Origin of the sequence: Pseudomonas sp. PB106 (assembly GCF_009764645.1) — a bacterium.
Classification (GTDB): domain Bacteria; phylum Pseudomonadota; class Gammaproteobacteria; order Pseudomonadales; family Pseudomonadaceae; genus Aquipseudomonas.
In genome coordinates this window covers 1-15,707 of record NZ_RWIM01000109.1, presented here as the reverse complement: position 1 = coordinate 15,707, position 15,707 = coordinate 1, and the positions used below count along the sequence as shown (strand labels likewise).

General features: G+C 59.0%; 15 protein-coding genes. 13 read left to right on the top strand and 2 right to left on the bottom strand.

The genetic code is table 11. From position 1 onward, the window contains the following. Positions 1-163: 163 nt before the first annotated feature. A complete protein-coding gene (gene rpsT, locus EJA71_RS14150) occupies positions 164-436 on the bottom strand; it encodes a 30S ribosomal protein S20 (RefSeq protein ID WP_003228351.1) in 273 nt (90 codons plus the stop codon). A 252-nt stretch (positions 437-688) separates the two neighbouring features. On the opposite strand from rpsT, the gene murJ reads away from it, so the two are divergent. The 6 genes from murJ (at position 689) to ispH (ending at position 8,211) form a co-directional block, all read left to right on the top strand. Next, positions 689-2,227 (top strand): murein biosynthesis integral membrane protein MurJ, encoded by a 1,539-nt coding sequence (murJ, locus tag EJA71_RS14145; protein WP_158957783.1) that lies wholly within the window; start codon positions 689-691, stop codon positions 2,225-2,227. A gap of 129 nt (positions 2,228-2,356) precedes the next feature. After that, positions 2,357-3,295: a bifunctional riboflavin kinase/FAD synthetase gene (gene ribF / locus EJA71_RS14140; protein ID WP_178113695.1), complete on the top strand. Its 939-nt coding sequence runs from the start codon at positions 2,357-2,359 to the stop codon at positions 3,293-3,295. A 13-nt stretch (positions 3,296-3,308) separates the two neighbouring features. Next, complete coding sequence (ileS, locus tag EJA71_RS14135) at positions 3,309-6,140, top strand: isoleucine--tRNA ligase (RefSeq protein WP_158957779.1); 2,832 nt, start codon at positions 3,309-3,311, stop codon at positions 6,138-6,140. Further along, complete coding sequence (gene lspA / locus EJA71_RS14130; RefSeq protein ID WP_053123968.1) at positions 6,133-6,645, top strand: signal peptidase II; 513 nt, start codon at positions 6,133-6,135, stop codon at positions 6,643-6,645. Before ileS ends, lspA begins: the two co-directional genes overlap by 8 nt. A 7-nt stretch (positions 6,646-6,652) precedes the next feature. Continuing rightward, positions 6,653-7,090, top strand: a complete 438-nt coding sequence (gene fkpB, locus EJA71_RS14125) for an FKBP-type peptidyl-prolyl cis-trans isomerase (RefSeq protein WP_174244532.1) — start codon at positions 6,653-6,655, stop codon at positions 7,088-7,090. 176 nt (positions 7,091-7,266) lie between these two features. Beyond that, positions 7,267-8,211, top strand: a complete 945-nt coding sequence (gene ispH, locus EJA71_RS14120) for a 4-hydroxy-3-methylbut-2-enyl diphosphate reductase (protein ID WP_007959549.1) — start codon at positions 7,267-7,269, stop codon at positions 8,209-8,211. Here the strand turns inward: ispH and EJA71_RS14115 are convergent. Then, positions 8,168-8,737, bottom strand: coding sequence for a GspH/FimT family pseudopilin (locus EJA71_RS14115; protein ID WP_158957777.1), 570 nt, complete (start codon positions 8,735-8,737; stop codon positions 8,168-8,170). The genes ispH and EJA71_RS14115 overlap by 44 nt on opposite strands. Positions 8,738-8,867: 130 nt before the next feature. On the opposite strand from EJA71_RS14115, the gene EJA71_RS14110 reads away from it, so the two are divergent. The 7 genes from EJA71_RS14110 to thiO are packed head-to-tail and all read left to right on the top strand — an operon-like array spanning position 8,868 to position 15,633. Then, positions 8,868-9,341: a GspH/FimT family pseudopilin gene (locus EJA71_RS14110; protein ID WP_158957775.1), complete on the top strand. Its 474-nt coding sequence runs from the start codon at positions 8,868-8,870 to the stop codon at positions 9,339-9,341. After that, positions 9,338-9,787: a type IV pilus modification protein PilV gene (pilV, locus tag EJA71_RS14105; RefSeq protein ID WP_158957773.1), complete on the top strand. Its 450-nt coding sequence runs from the start codon at positions 9,338-9,340 to the stop codon at positions 9,785-9,787. The genes EJA71_RS14110 and pilV overlap by 4 nt, the downstream gene beginning before the upstream one ends. Continuing rightward, positions 9,784-10,497, top strand: coding sequence for a PilW family protein (locus tag EJA71_RS14100; protein WP_158957771.1), 714 nt, complete (start codon positions 9,784-9,786; stop codon positions 10,495-10,497). Before pilV ends, EJA71_RS14100 begins: the two co-directional genes overlap by 4 nt. An 11-nt stretch (positions 10,498-10,508) precedes the next feature. Then, a complete protein-coding gene (locus EJA71_RS14095; protein WP_158957785.1) occupies positions 10,509-10,988 on the top strand; it encodes a PilX N-terminal domain-containing pilus assembly protein in 480 nt (159 codons plus the stop codon). Then, positions 10,975-14,058, top strand: coding sequence for a pilus assembly protein (locus tag EJA71_RS14090; RefSeq protein WP_158957769.1), 3,084 nt, complete (start codon positions 10,975-10,977; stop codon positions 14,056-14,058). The genes EJA71_RS14095 and EJA71_RS14090 overlap by 14 nt, the downstream gene beginning before the upstream one ends. A gap of 15 nt (positions 14,059-14,073) precedes the next feature. Next, complete coding sequence (locus tag EJA71_RS14085) at positions 14,074-14,475, top strand: type IV pilin protein (RefSeq protein WP_158957767.1); 402 nt, start codon at positions 14,074-14,076, stop codon at positions 14,473-14,475. Positions 14,476-14,532: 57 nt separating this feature from the next. Then, positions 14,533-15,633, top strand: coding sequence for a glycine oxidase ThiO (thiO, locus tag EJA71_RS14080; RefSeq protein ID WP_158957765.1), 1,101 nt, complete (start codon positions 14,533-14,535; stop codon positions 15,631-15,633). Positions 15,634-15,707 lie beyond the last annotated feature (74 nt).

The window sequence follows — 15,707 nt, the reverse complement described above, 5'->3', positions numbered from 1 at the left end:
CGATAGCGGTTAGTCAGATGTACATTTTTGCTGACTGACACGCCGCTATCGTCGGAACGCCGCCCGGAGCAGGCTCACTCCTACATTTTTTTGCGCTGGGATTTGTTAAATCACAGGCAATAAAAAACCGACCCTAAGGTCGGTTTTTTAATGACTACGTCGATTAAGCAGCTTCTTTCAGCGCTTTGACGTGGCCATTCAGACGGCTCTTATGACGAGCAGCCTTGTTCTTGTGGATGATGCCTTTATCGGCCATACGGTCGATAACTGGCACAGCCAGAACGTATGCAGCTTGAGCTTTTTCAGCGTCTTTTGCGTCGATGGCTTTAACTACATTCTTGATGTAGGTGCGAACCATGGAACGCAGGCTGGCGTTGTGGCTGCGACGCTTCTCAGCCTGTTTTGCACGTTTTTTGGCGGAAGGTGAGTTGGCCACCGTCGAGCTCCTCGAAAGACTTTTTAGGAAATAGCAAACAAAATAGGCCGCGAATCATGCCGATGAAGAGAAGTCTTGTCAAGGGCACTTGAAACGTTCCGCTAAGTGGTAGGTATAAAGAGGCGGGATATTTATTTCCGGCGCTTGACCTGTAAACTCGCGAGCTTTGGCTCTGTGCTGCTGCGGCGCGGAGTATCGCATAAGTAGGCGCTTAATTCGCCTGCTGTTTATCGACAGGCACAAATTCCCTCAATGAATCTGCTCAAATCGTTGGCCGCCGTCAGCTCTATCACGATGCTTTCCAGGGTTCTGGGTTTTGTTCGTGACACGCTTATCGCCCGCACATTTGGCGCCGGGATGGCGACAGACGCCTTCTTTATCGCTTTCAAATTGCCCAATCTGCTGCGAAGAATCTTCGCCGAGGGCGCTTTTTCACAGGCATTTGTGCCGATTCTGGCCGAGTACAAAAGCCAGCAAGGCGAAGAGGCGACACGCACGTTCATTGCTTACGTTTCCGGTTTGCTGACGTTGGTATTGGCGGTGGTGACGGCGTTGGGCATGATCGCTGCCCCTTGGGTGATCTGGGCCACCGCACCCGGTTTTACCGACACGCCGGAAAAATTCCAGCTCACCTCTGATCTGTTGCGCGTGACCTTCCCCTATATATTGCTCATCTCGCTGTCCTCGCTGGCGGGCGCGATCCTCAATACTTGGAACCGTTTCTCGGTCCCGGCCTTCGTGCCGACCCTGCTTAACGTCAGCATGATCATTTTCTCGTTGTTCCTGACGCCTTACTTCGATCCACCGGTCATGGCCCTTGGCTGGGCGGTATTGGTCGGCGGTCTGGCGCAATTGCTCTATCAACTGCCGCACCTGAAAAAGATCGGCATGCTCGTGCTGCCGCGTCTGAACCTGCGCGATACCGGCGTGTGGCGGGTGATGAAGCAGATGCTGCCGGCAATCCTTGGCGTCTCGGTCAGCCAGATTTCGCTGATCATCAACACGATCTTCGCCTCGTTTCTGGTCGCAGGCTCGGTGTCGTGGATGTATTACGCCGACCGCCTGATGGAGTTACCGTCTGGCGTATTAGGGGTGGCGTTGGGCACGATTCTGCTGCCGACGCTGGCGAAAACCTATGCAAGCAAAGATCGCCATGAGTATTCGCGGATTCTCGATTGGGGCCTGCGCCTGTGCTTCGTGCTGGTGCTGCCCTGTGCGTTGGCGCTGGGGATTCTTGCCGAGCCACTGACCGTTTCGCTGTTTCAGTACGGTCAGTTCAGCGGCTTCGATGCCGAAATGACGCAGCGCGCGCTGATTGCCTATTCTGTCGGGCTACTCGGCATTATCGTGATCAAAGTGCTGGCGCCGGGCTTCTATGCGCAACAGAACATCCGTACTCCGGTGAAAATCGCAATCTTCACCTTGGTGGTCACTCAGTTGTTCAACCTGGTGTTGATCGGACCGTTGGCTCACGCAGGTCTGGCCTTGGCGATCAGTGCCGGTGCCTGCCTGAATGCCGGGTTGCTGTTCTATCAACTGCGCAAGCAGCAGATGTACCAACCGCAACCGGGCTGGGCCAAGTTCGGTTTCAAGCTGGTGGTGGCGGTGGCGGTGATGTCGGCGGTGTTGCTGGTCGGCATGCATTTCATGCCAGCGTGGGATCAAGGCCACATGCTTGAACGCTTTCTGCGCCTGGGCGCTCTGGTGGTGGCTGGCGTGGTGGCGTATTTCGGTATGTTGCTGCTGCTCGGTTTCCGTCTGCGCGATTTCAATCGCAAGGCCTTGAGCTGAGGTTTTACCCTTTATAAACGGGCGCGGGCCGGCAGTTTTGTCGGCTCGTTCACTTTGCGTTACGGTGTTGCCTGTCGTCGACCGTCGGGTGTGGTTATAATCGACCACTTTATGAGCAAGAAGCGCGTTATGCAGCTGGTTCGAGGCCTCCACAACTTGCGCCCCCAGCATCGGGGCTGCGTCGCCACTATTGGCAACTTTGACGGTGTTCACCGTGGTCACCAGGCTATCCTGGCCCGACTGCGTGAGCGTGCGCTCGAGTTGGGCGTACCCAGCTGCGTGGTGATTTTCGAGCCGCAGCCACGGGAATTCTTTGCCCCCGAGACTGCGCCGGCACGTCTGGCCCGATTACGCGACAAACTGCAACTGCTGGCCGCCGAAGGCGTTGACCGGGTCTTGTGCCTGGCCTTCAACCAGCGCCTGAGCAAGCTCAGCGCCAGCGAATTCGTCGATACCATCCTGGTTGATGGCCTCGGTGTGCAGCACCTGGAGGTCGGTGACGATTTCCGCTTCGGCTGTGACCGCCTCGGCGATTTCGACTTTCTGATGCAGGCCGGGCAGGTTCACGGTTTTACCGTGGAAGCCGCGCAAACCGTCGAGCTGGACGGCATTCGTGTCAGCAGTACGCAAGTGCGCAATGCGTTGGCCGCCGCCGATTTTGCCTTGGCCGAACGTTTGCTCGGTCGCCCGTACCGGATCGCCGGTCGCGTGCTGCATGGCCAGAAACTGGCCCGGCAACTGGGTACGCCCACTGCCAACATTCAGCTCAAGCGTCGTCGCGTGCCGTTCACCGGGGTCTATCTGGTGGAGGTCGATATCGACGGCAAGACCTGGCCCGGCGTCGCCAATATCGGCGTGCGGCCCACGGTACAAGGTGATGGCAAGGCCCACCTTGAAGTCCATCTTTTAGATTTTGCCGGCGATCTGTATGACCGGCGTTTGACGGTGGTTTTCCACCAAAAGCTGCGTGAAGAGCAGCGCTTCGCCTCCCTGGAGGCATTGAAAACGGCGATCAATGCGGATGTCGCCACCGCCCGTGCACTAGCCGCACCTAGCGCCCATCGCTAATGAAGAGCCTTAAATGACCGACTATAAAGCCACGCTTAACCTTCCGGACACCGCCTTCCCAATGAAGGCCGGCCTGCCACAGCGCGAACCGCAGATCCTGCAGCGCTGGGACAGTATTGGCCTGTACGGAAAGTTGCGCGAGATTGGCAAGGATCGTCCGAAGTTCGTTCTGCACGACGGCCCTCCGTATGCCAACGGCACGATCCACATCGGTCACGCACTGAACAAGATTCTCAAAGACATGATCATCCGCTCGAAGACCCTCTCGGGTTTCGACGCGCCGTACGTTCCGGGTTGGGACTGCCACGGCCTGCCGATCGAGCACAAGGTTGAAGTGACCCACGGCAAGAATCTGGGCGCGGACAAGACCCGCGAGCTGTGCCGTGCCTATGCCACCGAGCAGATCGAAGGGCAGAAGTCCGAATTCATCCGTCTCGGCGTGCTGGGCGACTGGGCCAACCCGTACAAGACCATGGATTTCAAGAACGAGGCCGGTGAGATCCGCGCACTCGCCGAAATCGTCAAGGGCGGTTTCGTGTTCAAAGGCCTCAAGCCTGTGAACTGGTGCTTCGACTGCGGTTCGGCTCTGGCTGAAGCGGAAGTCGAGTACGAAAACAAGAAGTCCTCGACCATCGACGTTGCGTTCCCGATCGCTGACGAAGCCAAACTGGCTGCCGCGTTCGGTCTGCCATCGTTGAGCAAGCCTGCCTCGATCGTGATCTGGACCACCACCCCGTGGACCATCCCGGCCAACCAGGCGCTGAACGTGCACCCGGAATTCAACTACGCGCTGGTTGATGTCGGCGACAAGTTGCTGGTGCTGGCTGAAGAGCTGGTCGAAGCCTGCCTGGCTCGTTACAGCCTGGAAGGTTCGGTCATTGCGACCACCACCGGTAAAGAGCTGGAACTGATCAACTTCCGTCACCCGTTCTATGATCGTCTGTCGCCGGTGTACCTGGCTGACTACGTTGAACTGGGCGCTGGCACTGGCGTGGTTCACTCCGCTCCGGCCTACGGCGTGGACGACTTCGTGACCTGCAAGAAATACGGCATGGTCAACGACGACATCCTCAACCCGGTGCAGAGCAACGGCGTTTACGTGCCGTCGCTGGAATTCTTCGGCGGCCAGTTCATCTGGAAGGCCAACCCGGCCATTGTCGACAAGCTGACCGAAGTCGGTGCGCTGATGCACACCACCGTCATCGAACACAGCTACATGCACTGCTGGCGCCACAAGACTCCGCTGATCTACCGCGCGACTGCGCAGTGGTTCATCGGCATGGACAAAGAGCCAACCAGCGGCGACACCCTGCGTGTGCGCTCGCTCAAAGCCATCGAAGATACCAAGTTCGTTCCGGCCTGGGGCCAGGCGCGCCTGCACTCGATGATCGCCAACCGTCCGGACTGGTGCATCTCGCGTCAGCGCAACTGGGGCGTGCCGATCCCGTTCTTCCTCAACAAGGAAAGCGGCGAGCTGCACCCACGCACCGTTGAGCTGATGGAAGAAGTCGCCAAGCGCGTTGAAGTCGAAGGCATCGAAGCCTGGTTCAAGATGGACGCTGCCGAACTGCTCGGCGACGAAGCGCCGCTGTACGACAAGATCAGCGACACCCTCGACGTCTGGTTCGATTCGGGCACCACGCACTGGCACGTCCTGCGCGGTTCGCACCCGATGGGTCACGAGAGCGGCCCACGTGCCGACCTGTACCTGGAAGGTTCCGACCAACACCGTGGCTGGTTCCACTCATCGCTGCTGACCGGTTGCGCCATCGATAACCACGCACCGTACCGCGAACTGCTGACTCACGGTTTCACCGTCGACGAAGCCGGTCGCAAGATGTCCAAATCGCTGGGCAACGTGATCGCGCCGCAGAAAGTCAACGACACCCTCGGCGCCGACATCATGCGTCTGTGGGTCGCTTCGACCGACTACTCCGGCGAAATGGCGGTTTCCGACCAGATCCTGCAACGCAGTGCGGACGCCTATCGTCGTATCCGTAACACCGCACGCTTCCTGCTCTCGAACCTGAGCGGTTTCAACCCGGCCACCGACATCCTGCCAGCCGAAGAAATGCTCGCGCTGGATCGTTGGGCGGTCGACCGTACCTTGCTGCTGCAACGCGAGCTGCAAGAGCACTACGGCGAATACCGTTTCTGGAACGTTTACTCGAAGATCCACAACTTCTGCGTGCAGGAGCTGGGCGGTTTCTACCTCGACATCATCAAGGACCGTCAGTACACCACTGGCGCCAACAGCAAGGCCCGCCGTTCGGCGCAAACCGCGCTGTTCCACATCTCCGAAGCGTTGGTGCGCTGGATCGCGCCGATCCTCGCCTTCACCGCGGACGAACTGTGGGAATACCTGCCAGGCGAGCGTAACGAATCGGTGATGCTCAACACCTGGTACGAAGGTCTGACCGAACTGCCGGCCGACGTTGAACTGGGCCGCGACTACTGGGAGCGCGTGATGGCGGTCAAGGTAGCGGTCAACAAAGAAATGGAAATCCAGCGCGCGGCCAAAGCCGTCGGTGGCAACCTGCAAGCCGAAGTGACGCTGTACGCCGAAGACGCCCTGACCGCCGATCTGGCCAAGCTGAGCAACGAACTGCGCTTTGTCCTGATCACCTCGACGGCCAGTGTTGCGCCGTTCGTACAGGCTCCGGCCGATGCGGTAGTGACTGAAGTCAGCGGCTTGAAGCTGAAGATCGTCAAATCGGCCTTCCCGAAGTGCGCCCGTTGCTGGCACTGCCGCGAAGACGTTGGCGTGAACCCGGAGCATCCGGAAATCTGCGGTCGTTGCGTCGACAACATCAGCGGCGCTGGCGAGGTTCGTCACTATGCCTAATGCCGTTGGCCGTTTTGGACGGTTGAGCTGGCTGTGGTTGAGTCTGCTGGTTCTGGTCATTGACCAGGCCAGCAAGTTCTACTTCGAAGGCAAGCTCGAAATGTTCCAGCAGATCGTGATCATTCCCGATTACTTCAGCTGGACGCTGGCCTACAACACCGGTGCTGCCTTCAGCTTCCTCGCTGACAGCTCTGGCTGGCAGCGTTGGTTGTTTGCCCTGATCGCGATTGTGGTCAGTGCCGTGCTGGTGGTCTGGCTCAAACGCCTGGGCCGCAACGAAACCTGGCTGGCCGTCGCTTTGGCGTTGGTGCTGGGCGGTGCGCTGGGCAATCTGTATGACCGCATTGCCCTGGGCCATGTGATCGATTTCATTCTGGTGCACTGGCAGAACCGCTGGTACTTCCCGGCGTTCAACTTTGCCGACAGCGCGATTACCGTTGGTGCAGTGATGCTGGCACTGGACATGTTCAAAACCAAGAAAACCGAAGAGGCCGTTCATGACTGAACAGGTATTGGCTGAGCAACGCATCGGCCAGAACACGGAAGTCACCTTGCACTTTGCATTGCGCCTGGAGAACGGCGATACCGTCGACAGTACGTTCGACAAAGCCCCGGCGACCTTCAAGGTCGGCGACGGCAACCTGCTGCCAGGTTTCGAAGCAGCGCTGTTCGGCTTCAAGGCCGGCGACAAGCGCACGCTGACCGTCGAGCCGGAAAACGCCTTCGGCCAGCCGAACCCGCAAAACGTGCAGATCATCCCGCGCTCGCAGTTCGTCGACATGGAGTTGTCACCGGGTTTGCTGGTGATCTTCAACGATGCGGCCAATACTGAGCTGCCGGGTGTGGTGAAAGAGTTCGATGACACGCAAGTGACCATCGACTTCAACCACCCGCTGTCGGGCAAGACGCTGACCTTTGACGTGGAAATCATCTCCGTCAAAGCGCTGTAACTGACCGCAAAAGGTCAAAATGTGGGAGTGAGCCTGCTCGCGAATGCTGACTGACATTCAACATAGCTGTTGTCTGACACACTGCCTTCGCGAGCAAGTTGAATCGTCGCACCGACGCTCCCACAGTGTTTTCAACCGTTTTCGCTATTTCTTGCGCGCAAGACACGAGGCACAGCATGCAAATCAAACTCGCCAACCCCCGTGGCTTCTGCGCCGGCGTGGACCGGGCGATCGAAATCGTCAACCGCGCTCTGGAAGTCTTCGGGCCGCCGATCTACGTGCGTCATGAAGTGGTGCACAACAAGTTCGTCGTCGAAGACCTGCGCAGTCGCGGCGCGATTTTCGTCGAAGAGCTGGATCAGGTGCCGGACGACGTCATCGTGATCTTCAGCGCTCACGGCGTTTCTCAAGCTGTGCGTACGGAAGCCGCTGGCCGTGGCCTGAAAGTATTCGACGCCACTTGCCCGCTGGTCACCAAGGTGCACATCGAAGTAGCGAAATACAGCCGCGACGGTCGTGAGTGCATCCTGATCGGCCACGCCGGTCACCCGGAAGTCGAAGGCACCATGGGTCAGTACGATGCCAGCAATGGCGGCGCGATCTACCTCGTCGAAGACGAGAAAGACGTCGCCGAGTTGCAGGTCCATAACCCGGACAAACTCGCTTTCGTCACTCAGACCACCCTGTCGATGGACGACACCAGTCGCGTCATTGATGCCTTGCGCACACGCTTCCCGGCCATCGGCGGCCCACGCAAGGACGACATCTGCTACGCCACGCAAAACCGGCAGGACGCGGTCAAGCAATTGGCCGACGAATGCGACGTGGTGCTGGTGGTTGGTAGCCCGAACAGCTCCAACTCCAACCGCTTGCGTGAGCTGGCGGAACGCATGGCCACGCCGGCCTACCTGATCGACGGCGCCGAAGACCTGCAAAAGAGCTGGTTCGATGGCGTCGAGCGTATCGGCATCACAGCAGGTGCTTCTGCACCGGAAGTACTGGTGCGTGGCGTGATTCAGCAACTGCAGGCCTGGGGCGCTACCGGCGCCGATGAGCTGGCCGGGCGTGAAGAGAACATCACTTTCTCGATGCCGAAAGAGCTGCGCGTCCGTTCGATCTGACCCGTTTGTTCTGTTCACACAGCGCCTGTTCAGACGTTTTGCTCGTCAGGCGCACGCGACCGGTCGCTGCCAGCACCACTTGGCGTTGGCTGACCGGCTCGCGAGCCGAACAGATATGTAATGTCCCTGCCTGAAACGCCCGCCCGGGCATCAGCGGCTGACCCAGGCTGCTGAATCGCACGTATCGACTGACCAGCCAATTACCGGCAATCGGCACCTTCGCGTCACTTGCCCGTTCTGCCAGCAGTGGATTGCTGCGGTCATCCGCGCCCTTGCCGCTGACATCCAGAATGATCCGCCAGCCCTGACTCCAATCGCCATTGATGCCGTGCATCACCACGCTCTGATTGCGTGTGATCGCCAGTGTGCGCGCATTGCGAATGCCGTCGAGCAGCGATTGTGCGGCCTGATCGCGTTGGTTCGATTCCTTGAGCGTGGCAAACGCCGGACTGACCAGCAGCAGAACAATCGCGCCAATTGCCAGTCCCATAAGCAGTTCGATCAGGCTGAAACCCTGTTGCGACATGAAAACTCCCTCCGTGGAGTGTGATGAGCGACGCGATCCTTACGCCGCGCAGGGCAAATCAACCGACACAGGTCGGTTGAATGTTCTAGCGTGTAAAAGCAGGTATAGCCGACGGCAACGGAGGGCATCGATGGATCTTCGTACAAAAGGTTTCACGCTGATTGAGTTGCTGGTCGCATTGGCCATATTCGTCATCCTGATCACCTTGGCGGTGCCGTCGTTTACCCGATCCATACAAAGCAGCAGGGCGGATACCGAAATGGGCGACCTGCGGCGTGCGATCAATTACGCCAGGCTTGAAGCCATTGATCGCGGCACGACGCTGCGCTTGCGGCCGACGGCTGGTGGCAGCGTCTGGACCGGCGAATTGTCGGTCTATGACAGTACTGGCACTCCGGCGAATGTATTGCGGGTTGTTCCAGCGATGAGCAGCGGCGCCACTCTGACGCTAACCTCAGGAGTGACCGCACTGGATTTCAACAATCTCGGCGGTCTGGCGGCACCGTCCACGGCGGTGGTCATCAGTTACACGCTGGGCACGCAAAGCAGGACGCTGAACGTGTGTTTGAACGGACGAATTCAATTGGGTGGAAGTTGCGGATGAGGGCAGGGAGTAAACACGCACAGGAGGGCATGACGCTGATCGAGGTACTGGTCGCGTTGCTGATTCTGACGGTCGGGTTGTTGGGCGCGGCGGCTGTGCAACTGAATGCGCTGAAGTACACCGACAGCTCGCGGATGACCAGTCAGGCCAGTTTCATTGCCTACGACATGATGGACCGCATTCGTGCCAATTCCGGGGCCGACTACACCGTCACGCCGCCGACCTCGGGCAACCTGAGCGTTGCGCGTGATCAGGATCTCTACGACTTCACCACCAACATCACCAGTTTCGGTGGCCCGACCGCCACCGGCAGCATCACGCTCAATCAGCGCGTGTACACCATCACCATCAACTGGAGCGACGCGCGGGCGGCCAATACCGCCAGCGCGCCACGCAGTTTCGTCCTGAGCAGCCGTGCGGCGGTCGATCCGGTGGCCACGCCATGAAGCGTCATAACCGTGGTTTCGGCCTGATCGAATTGCTGGTCGCCCTAGCGCTTGGACTGGTCGTCGTGCTGGGTGTCGTACAAATTTTCATTGCCGCGAAAAACACTTACGCCAGCCAGAACAGTGCTGCGGCGATGCAGGAAGATGCGCGCTTTGTGTTGAGCAAAATGATTCAGGAAATCCGCATGGTGGGTATGTTCGGGTGCCTTGGCACGATTACCGATGCCAGCTCCGCAGGGGATTTCAATGCCGCGCAGATCCTCCCGATCAGTTGGGACAATGGCGCTCTCAAACTGACGCTGGTCACCGCCGATATCGGCAGCGGCGGTGGCACGCCGACCTGGACAGTGGTGTCCGATTGTCGCAACAGCGCAACGGCCTACACCGGTTTACGCGCCGCGACGACGGGGCAGATTGCCTTCCCGATTCGGCGTCTGGTCTACAGCTTCAGCAACAACCAGATCCTCATGGGCACCGGCAGCGGCACGCCGACCCAGCAGGTGCTGGTGAACAATGTCAGCGCTTTCAACGTCACGTTCGGTCTTGCCAGTTCTGCGACGGACGTGGCGGCCTCGACATACAGCACCAACCCCAGCGATCCGGCGCGCATTCGCAGCGTGCGCCTGAGCCTGACCCTGCTCGATCCCAATAGTCGGGTCGCCACGCAAACCTTCAACGTGGTTGCCGCTTTGCGCAACCGTTTGCAGTGAGGGCCGGGGTGATGCGGATATCTTTTCATGAACGGCAAGCTCAACGCGGCATGGTGTTGCTGGTCAGCCTGGTGTTTTTGTTGTTGCTGACATTGATCGGCCTGTCGTCGATGCAAAGCGCCAACCTGCAGGAAAAAATGGCCGGCAGCGTGAGCCTGCGCAATCAGTCGTTTCAGACAGCAGAAGCGGCGCTGCGCGTGGGGGAAAGTGCGGTGCAACTCGATACTTACACGTTGCCAGTGTGCGGTGGCACGACGCAATGCGCGCCGCCGGCGGAGTCGACGGTGGTCAGTGCGGCGGGGCTCAACTCGACCTCGGGTGTGACGTGGATCGCGACTGGCAACGGTTTCTATGGTGTGCAGAACATCGGCACCACGCTCACGGCGGTGAACGTGCCGAGCAATACCTCGGCGACGTTGTATCGGGTCACCGCGGTCGGCATCGCCGGCACTTCCCGCAGTGTGGTGGAGAGTGTCTATGCGAAGTATTGAGCGCTGTGGATCGCTGCTGATTGGCCTGTTGCTGAGCTTTTATCTGGCCGCGCCGGTGTATGCGTTCACGCCATCGGACTCGCCATTGTTGAGTGCCGCAGCGGTGCCGCCGAACGTGATGTTGCTGATCGATGATTCGGGCAGCATGAACAGCATCATCTATGCGTCCGGTTTTGATCCGACGGCTGATCGCACGCCGGCGCGTCAGTGCAATGCGTTGCTCGGGTTGTGCCTGAGCTCATCTGTGATCACCGGTGATTCGATATTCCTCTCAAGTCTGCCGACCTCGGGATGTTCCGGTGGCGCCTACGCGTTCTACAACAACAGTCTGGCACCGCTGTGCCTGAAACTTCCGGACCCGGTCGGTAGCGGCAACACGCGTTATTCGGGCGATTACATTGCCTACGTGGTCAGCCTGGCCATCAACAATGGCACCCGAGATTTCACCACCGGGGCGATTCCCAATGATTACCGGATCAACGTTGCACGTAACGTGTCGACGGCGCTGGTTTCCAGCAACCGCACATTGCGCATCGGCCTTTCGACGTTCAATCCGGCGACCAGCAATAACTCCGGAAACGGCGGTTTCATCGCCCGCTCGATCAGTGATCTGTCGCCAGTTTCCGGCAGCGTGACTCAAGGACAGGCCGACACCAACTACAACGCGCTGATTGCAGCGATCAACGGGTTGAGCGCCGTGGCCAATACACCCTTGGCGGAGACCTATTACGAAATCACCCGTTACATGCGCGGCATGGCGCCGTACTACAACACTACGCCAGCGACTTACACCAGCCCGATCCAGTATCGCTGTCAGAAAAACTACGGCGTGGTGATCACCGACGGCCTGCCCACTTTCGATCGTACCTTTCCGACCAACGATCCGTTGGGCGGCAGTCGTTTGCCGAACTGGGACGGCGTCAACAATGATGGCAACAACCTCAATGGCGATAACGAGGGCGACACGCTGTATCTGGACGACATCGCCAAGTTCGCCTTCGACATCGACATGCGTTCGACCGGCACCGACGCGGCTGGCAAGAGCTGGAACGCGGTGGATTTTCCCAGGCAGAACATGAATACCTACACCGTGGGCTTCACGGCGGCCAACGACATGCTCTCGGACGCCGCCGCTTATGGGCAGGGCAAGTACTACCAGGCGACGGACAGTACCGGGCTCAATGCGGCGCTGTCGTCGGCGTTGAGTGACATTACGTCCAAGGCAGGATCGGGCGGCAGCGGCGTCACCAGCGGCACCACACTGGCCAGCGGCACCAGCTACTTTCAGACCAGTTACGACCCGAAGGATTGGCGCGGCACGATCAAGTCCTTCGGCTTCAATGCATCCGGAGCGGTGAACACCTCTGCGGTGCTCTGGACCACTGACACCACTATCGTACCGAGTGCGACCGCGCCGACCTATCAGTCGTGGAACACTACAAGCAATGCCGCCGTTACGCTGGCATACGGTAATTTTTCCCCGGCGCAACAAACGACACTTAGTCAGGGACTACCGACGGGCATCACGGGCATTGATCTGGTGGAGTGGAGCAAAGGCACCAACAAGGCCGGTCTCAAGGTACGCAGCGTGTTGCTGGGTGACATCATCAATTCGCCGTTGGTGCTGGCGTCACCCACGGAAAAAACCGCTTCCGATCTGTCCGGGGACACTACGTACAGCACCTACCTGACAACCAAAGCGGCAAACATGAACGCCAGTCTGGTGGTGAACGCCAATGACGGCTTCGTAAACGTCATCAACTCGGCCAATGGCACGCGTCGTTACGCCTACATGCCGTCCAGTGTGTTGCCGTCACTGCGGTTGATCGCTGACACCAATTACGTTAACGGTGTGAGCCACAAATTTCTCGTCGACGGCCAAGTCGGTGTGTATGACGCTCAGTTGAACAGTGCCTGGAAGACATTGGCCATCGGAGGCACTGGCGCCGGCGGCAAAAGCTTTTACGCACTGCAATTGTTCGACGCTTCGGCAGGCAATGTTCTGCGTGCCTTGTGGGAAGTCAGCGCACCTGCGACGGCTAACACTGCGAACGCTTTCAATGATCTGGGTTACGCCTATGCCCGGCCGGAAGTGGCACGCTTGGCCGATGGTCGCTGGGCAGCGTTTATTTCCAATGGGTACGGCAGCAACTCCGGCGTGGCAGCGCTTTATGTGCTGGATGTACGCGACGGTTCGCTGATCAAGAAAATCGTCATCGACAGTACGGAAACCACCAACGGTTTGTCCTCAGTGAAACTCAAGGTCAACTCACAGAACGTCGTGCAAGCCGCTTATGGCGGTGACCTGAAGGGACGCCTGTGGAAGTTCGACCTGAGCGCCACTTCCACCGACAGTTGGGGCGTAGCATTTTCCGGCAAGCCGTTGTTCACCACGGCAGGCGGGGCGACGCAGCCGATCACCGCGCAGCCGCTGCTGGCGGACAATTCACTGGGTGGCAAACAGATCTTCATCGGCACCGGCAAATTCAATGAAACGGCCGACAAGACCAACAAGGATTTGCAGGCATTCTATTCGGTGTGGGATGCCGACGGCGGTTCAGGCCAGCTCACTGTCAGCAGTTTGCAGGCGCAGGCTGTGACGGGCGTGTTTTCGGGCAGTTCCGGGCAGTTCGTGACGACGACGCAGAACGACACAACTTATCCGGGAGAGAAGGGCTGGTACCTGCCCTTGGTGTATAACAACGCGCTGACCGGCGAGCGGGTGATCAATCAGGCCAGCCTGGTGCTGGGGCGGATCATCTTCACTACTGCCAGTGTTGATACCACCGACCCGTGTTCCAGCTTCGGTACCGGCAAACTGGTCGAACTCGATGCGTTCAGCGGTAAGATGCTCAACTACGCGGTGCTCGACACCAACGCCGATGGCGTGGTCGACAGCAATGACACGATTTCCAGTGGCGTGGTGTTCTCCGGCGGTATTCCGACCCTGAATGCCATCGTCAACGGCGCCACGCGCAAGATTGTGAACGACTCCAGCGGTGGTATTACCACGCTGGTGGAAAAACCCGGCGGCGGCAGCCGTCGTATCATGTGGCGACAAATACAGTAAGCGAGAGTTTGAGGCATGCGCAGATCCATCCGCGGATTCACCCTGATCGAAATCATGATCGTGATTGCGATCATCGGGATCGTCATCACCATCGCCGCACCGAGCTACACCGAATACGTGAAAAAGGGCCGCCGCGCCGAAGTGGTGGGATTGCTCTCGGAACAGGCGCAGACCCTCGAACGTTTCTACACCAAGAGCAATGTCTACACCGGCGTTACCGGACTCAGCACCGGCAATGATTACTACACGATCACCCCGACCCTCGCTGACCAGACCTTCCTGCTGACCGCGACCCGTAAAACGGGCACGGCCATGGCCACCGACAAGTGCGGGGATTTCACCCTGACCAACACCGGTGTCAGAAGCATGAACAACGCGACCACCGGGCTGACCGCCAAGGATTGCTGGGGCCGCTGAGGCGCTTTCTTTCGGGTGCCTTTTGCGCCCACTGTCTTTTTTACGGTTGGATCAAACATGATCAGGCAACAGCAAGTGGTGATTGTCGGGGGCGGGGTGATTGGCCTGCTGACCGCCTACAATCTCGCCTCCGAAGTGCGCAGCGTGGTGCTGCTGGATCGTTCAAACCTTGGTCAGGAATCGTCCTGGGCGGGCGGCGGTATCGTTTCGCCGCTGTACCCGTGGCGCTATAGCCCGGCAGTGACCGCACTGGCGCACTGGTCGCAGGATTTTTATCCACAGCTCGGCGAACGTTTGTTTGCCGATACCGGGGTCGATCCTGAAGTACACACCACTGGCCTGTACTGGCTGGATCTGGACGACGACGCCGAGGCGCTGGCCTGGGCCAAACGTGAAAACCGTCCGCTGCGGACTGTGGATATCTCGGCGGCGCACGATGCGGTGCCGGTACTCGGCGGTGGATTCTCGCGGGCCATCTACATGGCGGATGTCGCCAACGTGCGCAATCCGCGTCTGGTCAAATCGTTGAAGGCAGCGTTACTGGCAATGCCGAACGTGACTATTCATGAGCAGTGCGAAGTCAGTGGTTTTGTCCGTGACGGCGCGCAGGTTGTCGGTGTCGACACGTCTGCAGGCGTGATCAAGGGTGATCAGGTCGTACTGACAGCAGGCGCCTGGAGCGGTGATCTGCTCAAGACGCTGAACCTGAAATTGCCGGTCGAACCGGTCAAAGGCCAGATGATTCTCTACAAGTGCGCGGCGGACTTTTTGCCGAGCATGGTGCTGGCGAAGGGGCGTTATGCGATTCCCCGGCGCGATGGCCACATTCTGATCGGCAGTACGCTGGAGCATGAAGGCTACGACAGGACACCGACCGATGTGGCGCTGGAGAGCCTCAAGGCTTCAGCGGTCGAGCTGATTCCGGCGTTGGCTAATGCCGAAGTAGTCGGGCATTGGGCGGGACTGCGTCCGGGCTCGCCGGAGGGGATTCCGTACATTGGCCGGGTGCCGGGATATGCAGGCTTGTGGTTGAATTGCGGGCATTACCGTAACGGGCTGGTGCTGGCGCCGGCTTCGTGTCAGCTGTTTGCGGATGTAATGCTGGGCAGGGCGCCGATTATTGATCCGGCGCCGTATGCGCCTGCGGGCCGAATTTAAAGCAAGATCAAAAGAACGCAGCCTTCGGCAGCTCCTACATTGGAATGCGTTTCCTGTAGGAGCTGCCGAAGGCT

What these genes read in the sequence shown, in the direction of transcription:
- murJ (WP_158957783.1), top strand. Translation starts at nt 689, where the DNA reads ATGAATCTGCTCAAATCGTTGGCCGCCGTCAGCTCTATCACGATGCTT.
- ribF (WP_178113695.1), top strand. Translation starts at nt 2,357, where the DNA reads ATGCAGCTGGTTCGAGGCCTCCACAACTTGCGCCCCCAGCATCGGGGC.
- ileS (WP_158957779.1), top strand. Translation starts at nt 3,309, where the DNA reads ATGACCGACTATAAAGCCACGCTTAACCTTCCGGACACCGCCTTCCCA.
- lspA (WP_053123968.1), top strand. Translation starts at nt 6,133, where the DNA reads ATGCCTAATGCCGTTGGCCGTTTTGGACGGTTGAGCTGGCTGTGGTTG.
- ispH (WP_007959549.1), top strand. Translation starts at nt 7,267, where the DNA reads ATGCAAATCAAACTCGCCAACCCCCGTGGCTTCTGCGCCGGCGTGGAC.
- EJA71_RS14115 (WP_158957777.1), bottom strand. Translation starts at nt 8,737, where the DNA reads ATGTCGCAACAGGGTTTCAGCCTGATCGAACTGCTTATGGGACTGGCA.
- EJA71_RS14110 (WP_158957775.1), top strand. Translation starts at nt 8,868, where the DNA reads ATGGATCTTCGTACAAAAGGTTTCACGCTGATTGAGTTGCTGGTCGCA.
- pilV (WP_158957773.1), top strand. Translation starts at nt 9,338, where the DNA reads ATGAGGGCAGGGAGTAAACACGCACAGGAGGGCATGACGCTGATCGAG.
- EJA71_RS14100 (WP_158957771.1), top strand. Translation starts at nt 9,784, where the DNA reads ATGAAGCGTCATAACCGTGGTTTCGGCCTGATCGAATTGCTGGTCGCC.
- EJA71_RS14095 (WP_158957785.1), top strand. Translation starts at nt 10,509, where the DNA reads ATGCGGATATCTTTTCATGAACGGCAAGCTCAACGCGGCATGGTGTTG.
- EJA71_RS14090 (WP_158957769.1), top strand. Translation starts at nt 10,975, where the DNA reads ATGCGAAGTATTGAGCGCTGTGGATCGCTGCTGATTGGCCTGTTGCTG.
- EJA71_RS14085 (WP_158957767.1), top strand. Translation starts at nt 14,074, where the DNA reads ATGCGCAGATCCATCCGCGGATTCACCCTGATCGAAATCATGATCGTG.
- thiO (WP_158957765.1), top strand. Translation starts at nt 14,533, where the DNA reads ATGATCAGGCAACAGCAAGTGGTGATTGTCGGGGGCGGGGTGATTGGC.